Here is a 5,358-nt window from a genome sequence, read left to right as displayed (position 1 = left end):
TGGTGCATTACAGTTATTGGGTTTAAATCCCGAATGGTGCCGCAAGTATGGTGAAGCCGATGACGATTGGCAGTACACCGAACGCGAAATAGGCGGTAAGTATGGAGACTCTGCTAAAAGTTTTTATTTGAGTATCAAGTAGCAAGTATCAGGTAGCAAGATTTCCACAAGACGTTGTCATTGCGAGCGCAGCGTGGCAAAAGACTTTCCACAGGTGCTGTCATTGCGAGCCTGCCTGCGGTAGGCAGGCGCAGCGCGGCAAGACACAATGCTAGTGTCGTCGTCACGTCAATTCTTGAGGGTGAGGGGTATAAAGTAATTCAATCAAGAACCGAATTTGGAATGGTAGAAAAAGCAATTCAGGAAAAACCTGATGCTATAATTCTTGATGTTATCAGAACCACCCCTGAAGGTACCGCTCTCTGTAATGCCATCAAGGAGACGAAGTCTATTATGCACATACCTGTAATTGTGTTTTCAACTCATCCTAATATAAAGGCGGCTAAAATGGATTGCGCAGATGAAATTGTCAGTAAACCCTTTGATGTTTTCGAAATGATTAAACTGGTAGAGAACAGTATTTTTCCTGATGATCAAGCTCATCTAAGCAGTTAACTGTCTTTGAAGTCTGTTCAGCAGGGTTTGTTCATCAAAAGGCTTTAAAACAATATCATTAGCTCCAAAATCTTCAATTGAGCTGTATATATCAGCTGCTCCAGACATAACAATTACCGGGATATGACTAGTTTCCGGGTTGCTTTTGATCTGCTGGCATATTTTCCGTCCGTCAGCCTTCCCAAGGTAAATGTCGGTCAAAACTATATGAGGCTTAAAATCCTTTATTATTGCCCCAACGTTATTTCCGTTGGAAGATAAGCAAACTTCAAATCCCCGCGTTTCCAGTATAAGTTTTACGGTATCTCTTACCAGATCATCGTCTTCTATAACTACTATTCGCTTGTTCATATTCTTAAGTCTTACTTTATTTACTTTGCAAAGAAGATGCCATTTTACATGGGCCATAGAATAAAAAACAACTAAAGTGGTGCTAAAAAACCTAAAAGGTTGATTTTCTTACCTTTCTTTTGATCTAACATTGGGTTCTACCAGTTACCGAAAATTTCATATAAGCCTTCAAAAAGAGTCTCAGTTCAGTATCTTCTTCGCGCGGCGGTATTCCGCAGTGTAAGATTTAATGCCCCATTTTTGAGACACCCGCCTTAAACCGTGGGAAAGCCTGAGATCTACCTGGTTGTCACAGCCGATAACCGTAAAATCACAGGAGAACGTTCACTTTTTCATTCAGCATGCCGTTTAAGTGAGAATGCTTTATGGAAAAAGCCTTTTTCCAACATCTTAACTGTAATTTTAATAAACCAAGCCCCAAACCGCATGAGAAATCAATTCCTTATTCTTATTTCGCTGAGTGCACTCAGTATCGGTATTATCAGTTGTAACCGGGAACAACCCAAAAAGAAAATATTAGCACCGGAAAAAATAGTCTGTTACCAGTCGATCTCGGGGAGTGATACCGCGTGGTTATCGATTGATACGGCAAACACACCCTTTGCCGGAACGCTGACCTTTAACTACACCGAAAAAAAACAGCTCTACGAAGGTAAGTTCACGGGTAAAATGGATGGCGACACCCTAAAAGGCTATTATGATTTCAGGATAAACAAGGAAAACCCGGCGTTTCGAAATCCGGTTGCTTTGTTAAAAAAGGACGGTAAGCTAACCATGGGTGTTGGGCAGTTCATGACTGTGATGGGTACGGGGGAATTTGATGACAGGGTGCCGATTGATTACTCTAGCGCAAGGTTTGTTTTTGAAGAAGTGGCGTGTAAGGATTAAACTCCTGTCAGCTTGCAGGGGGTTTTTTTTAATCAATTTGTAATAAATTGACTATGAAACAATCTATTGTTCAATCCTGCGTTTAGACTTTCAGAATCCGTTAATCTGATCCTCATTCAAACTGATAAATATGCAGCATGAAATTGTCTTATCGGGGAATGGCAGCAAATATGTTTTGCAGCTGATTTCTTCAAGCCTGAAAAGCCTTCGCGTGTGGAAAGTGCGTTTTCAGGATGGCGCAGAAGCCGTACTTATTAAGGTTGGAAATGAATGGTTACAGCGAAATGAGGATAACCTTGATCATTGGTTGATAAAAGCGATAGGGGAAAAGATTGATCAGATTAATCCTCAGGTTTCATTTTCATAAAAAAGCCGGACTCACCCATACAACACAATCTCGGCCCGCTCATAGCCGCGGAATGGCCTAGTTCTTTTGCTGTAGTAGGTCAAAAGAACCAAAACCCCATCGCTGCGTCCAATGTCATTAAGTTAAGGGACGGGAGGTTCTGGCTTTCGCCAGAATGACAAGACATAGAGAGGTATTGGGGAGATTCCAGCCTTCGCTGGAATCTGAGTAATCTTCATTGTCTCATTACTGAGTTTTTGCGTCACCTCGGCGAGATTGTTTATTGGAACAATAACAAGTTGCGATTCCAGCGCAGGCTGGAATCTCCTATTTTTCCAAAAAAGTTGTCATTCCCGCGAAGGCGGGAACCTAAATATGACCTATAAATGTTAGTGGTATAAGCTTAACTTAATGACATTGATCGCTGCGTCTGCTGCTTCGGAAGTTTCTGCTGAAGCCTTGCCTGAAGTTACCACACCAGCCGATGCGAAATAAAAGGTGAACGGAGATCAGTGGTTTGGCTTAAGAAACGTACACATCGCTGGCTTATGTAGAAGGGCTGGCCTGCGGCCAGCAAAGGAAGCGACAAGCGAGATAATTAGTGGTATAATGGCTTCCCCTGGGTTGTTATGCACACCTTTTTAGCTGCTGAAAAAAGTTGGCACCCTTCCGCCGGCACGAGGCGGGGGTGTTTATTCTTCTTTCTCCATAATTTTACGGGCTCCCAGCAAAGCCAGCAAGGTCAGTCCTGCTGCACCTGTGAGGTAATAGCCGACATAAGCAAGGCCGTAATTATGGGCGAGCGTGGTAGCCAGATAAGGGGTGAGAGACGCGCCGAGAATGCCGGCAAGGGTAAAGGCGAGGGAGGCACCGGTGTAACGCACTGCTGCGGGGAAGATTCCCGCGAGGGCGGTACCTATTGGGCCGTAAGTTAATCCCATGAGGAACATTCCGAGGGATAAAAATATGGCGGTCATGGCAGCACTGCCTGCAATGAATAAGGGTGCGAAAACAAGTCCGAAGGTCATTATGCATAGAGTTGCCCCGATTAGCATATTGTTACGACCGTACCGGTCAGCAAGTACAGCCGAAAGCGGAATGCCGATGCCGAAGAAGAGCATGGAGATCATCTGTATAATAAGGAACTGGCTCTTAGGATAATTTAGAACTGACGTGCCCCAGCTTAGCGTAAAGACTGTCATCAGGTAAAATAAGAGGAATGTTGTGATCGTTGCCAGGGTGCCCAGAGTTAGGGCTTTGGTATGCTTTACAAAAACATCAGCTACCGGCATGACTGAGCGCTGGTTGCTATCAATTATCTTCAGAAAGGCGGGTGTTTCGGATATTTTTAATCGAACATACAAACCCACAAATACAAGCAGCGCACTTGCAATAAAAGGGATCCTCCAGCCGTAGCTAATGAAATCGCTTTCGCTCATTGTCCTGCTCAGGATAAAAAAGGAGCCGGTGGAAAGAAGGAATCCCAGGGGTGCGCCCAGCTGCGGGAACATGCCATACCAGGCTTTTTTGTTTGGAGGTGCGTTTTCTGTTGCGAGCAGTACAGCACCGCCCCATTCACCGCCCAGGCCTAAGCCTTGTCCGAAACGGAACACCGCCAGAAGGATAGGAGCTGCAATGCCTATAGTGGCGTAGCCGGGCAAGAGGCCAATAGCAACAGTTGAAGGTCCCATAGTCATCAGTGAAGCAACGAGGGTAGCCTTCCGCCCTTTACGGTCGCCGAAATGGCCGAACAAAGCAGCACCCAGAGGGCGCGCAAAAAAGGCGAGTGCAAAAGTAGCCAGCGACTCAAGCATAGCTGAATTTGGATCTGCTGCCGAGAAAAATAATTTAGGAAATACCAGTACCGCGGCTGTCGCAAAAATGTAAAAGTCGAAAAACTCGATAGTGGTGCCAATGAGGCTTGCCGCAAGAATGCGGCGTACCCGATTGGCCGGGGCAGGGTGTGGGGTCATAGACCAAACATATGGAATTTGGATGGAAATGCTGAAAGGAACATTAGGGTTAAGTGCATGCTGTCGGGTGTTTTTTAATTAGGAATTATCCGCTACATTCGTTATTATTAAACTATAAGCATTTCTTATTCCGTTTAATAAGAAATATTGTGACGATGAAAGATTCCAAAAGCTCCGACGAATTACTACTTGCACGCAAGGAAATTGCTTTTCTTAATGCTGAGCGCCTAAAGCGTGAAGCAGAGCTCCGGGTGGCAAATATCGAGCGTGATTTTCAGAACAGTGAGAAGGAAAAGAGAGCGGCTGAATTGATCATTGCAAACAAAGAGTTACGGTATCAAAACGAAGAAAAGGAAAAACGCGCGACCGAGTTGGGCATAGCCAATAAAGAACTGATTTATCAGAACGATGAAAAGGAGAAGCGGGCGGCGGAACTTGCAATTGCCAACATCGAGCTGATTTATCAAAGCGACGAAAAAGAAAAACGGGCGACCGAGCTGGGCATAGCAAATAAAGAGCTGTTTTCTCAGAACGAGGAAAAAGAGAAACGGGCGGCGGAACTTGCCATTGCTAACAAGGAACTTGTTTATCAGAATGGGGAAAAGGAGAAACGAGCGGAGGAACTCGCTATTGCTAACAAGGAGCTTGTTTATCAAAATGGAGAAAAGGAGAAACGGGCAGCGGAACTAGCCATTGCTAACAAGGAGCTTGTTTATCAAAATGGAGAAAAGGAGAAACGGGCAGCTGAACTAGCCATTGCTAATAATGAGCTTGTTTATCAGAACGAGGAAAAGGAGAAACGGGCAGCGGAATTAGCTATTGCTAATAATGAGCTTGTTTATCAGAACGAGGAAAAGGAGAAACGGGCAGAGGAACTGGCCATTGCTAATAAAGAGCTTATTTATCAAAATGAAGAAAAGGAGAAACGGGCAGCGGAACTGGCCATTGCTAATACAGAGCTTATTTATCAAAATGAAGAAAAGGAGAAACGGGCAGCGGAACTAGCCATAGCTAATACAGAGCTTATTTATCAAAATGAAGAAAAGGAGAAACGGGCAGCGGAATTAGCCATTGCTAATACAGAGCTTGTTTATCAGAACGAGGAAAAGGAGAAACGGGCAGCGGAATTAGCCATTGCTAATACAGAGCTTATTTATCAAAATGAAGAAAAGGAGAAACGGGCAG

5 protein-coding genes and 1 pseudogene are annotated in these 5,358 nt (G+C 44.4%); 4 read left to right on the top strand and 2 right to left on the bottom strand.

What is annotated here, in order from left to right; all coding sequences use genetic code 11:
* Window positions 1–174: 174 nt before the first annotated feature.
* Window positions 175–615 (top strand): response regulator, encoded by a 441-nt coding sequence (locus WKF69_RS07935; RefSeq protein ID WP_340381050.1) that lies wholly within the window; start codon window positions 175–177, stop codon window positions 613–615.
* On the opposite strand, the gene WKF69_RS07930 is transcribed toward WKF69_RS07935, so the two are convergent.
* Complete coding sequence (locus tag WKF69_RS07930; RefSeq protein ID WP_340381048.1) at window positions 604–966, bottom strand: response regulator; 363 nt, start codon at window positions 964–966, stop codon at window positions 604–606. The two genes, WKF69_RS07935 and WKF69_RS07930, sit on opposite strands and share 12 nt — an antisense overlap.
* A 426-nt stretch (window positions 967–1,392) precedes the next feature.
* Here WKF69_RS07930 and WKF69_RS07925 point away from each other — a divergent pair, with 426 nt between their 5' ends.
* On the top strand, window positions 1,393–1,854 hold the full coding sequence (locus WKF69_RS07925) for a hypothetical protein (RefSeq protein ID WP_340381046.1): 462 nt from the start codon (window positions 1,393–1,395) through the stop codon (window positions 1,852–1,854).
* A 130-nt stretch (window positions 1,855–1,984) separates the two neighbouring features.
* Entirely contained in the window at window positions 1,985–2,221 is a 237-nt protein-coding gene (locus tag WKF69_RS07920) for a hypothetical protein (protein WP_340381044.1), read from the top strand.
* A gap of 671 nt (window positions 2,222–2,892) precedes the next feature.
* On the opposite strand, the gene WKF69_RS07915 is transcribed toward WKF69_RS07920, so the two are convergent.
* A complete protein-coding gene (locus tag WKF69_RS07915; protein ID WP_340381042.1) occupies window positions 2,893–4,173 on the bottom strand; it encodes an MFS transporter in 1,281 nt (426 codons plus the stop codon).
* 155 nt (window positions 4,174–4,328) lie between these two features.
* On the opposite strand from WKF69_RS07915, the pseudogene WKF69_RS07910 reads away from it, so the two are divergent.
* Window positions 4,329–5,358 (top strand): annotated as a pseudogene (locus WKF69_RS07910) (hypothetical protein); the annotation flags it as partial.

The sequence above is a fragment of the Daejeonella sp. genome, assembly GCF_037719425.1.
Classification (GTDB): domain Bacteria; phylum Bacteroidota; class Bacteroidia; order Sphingobacteriales; family Sphingobacteriaceae; genus Daejeonella.
This window is presented reverse-complemented; position numbering and strand designations above follow the sequence as displayed.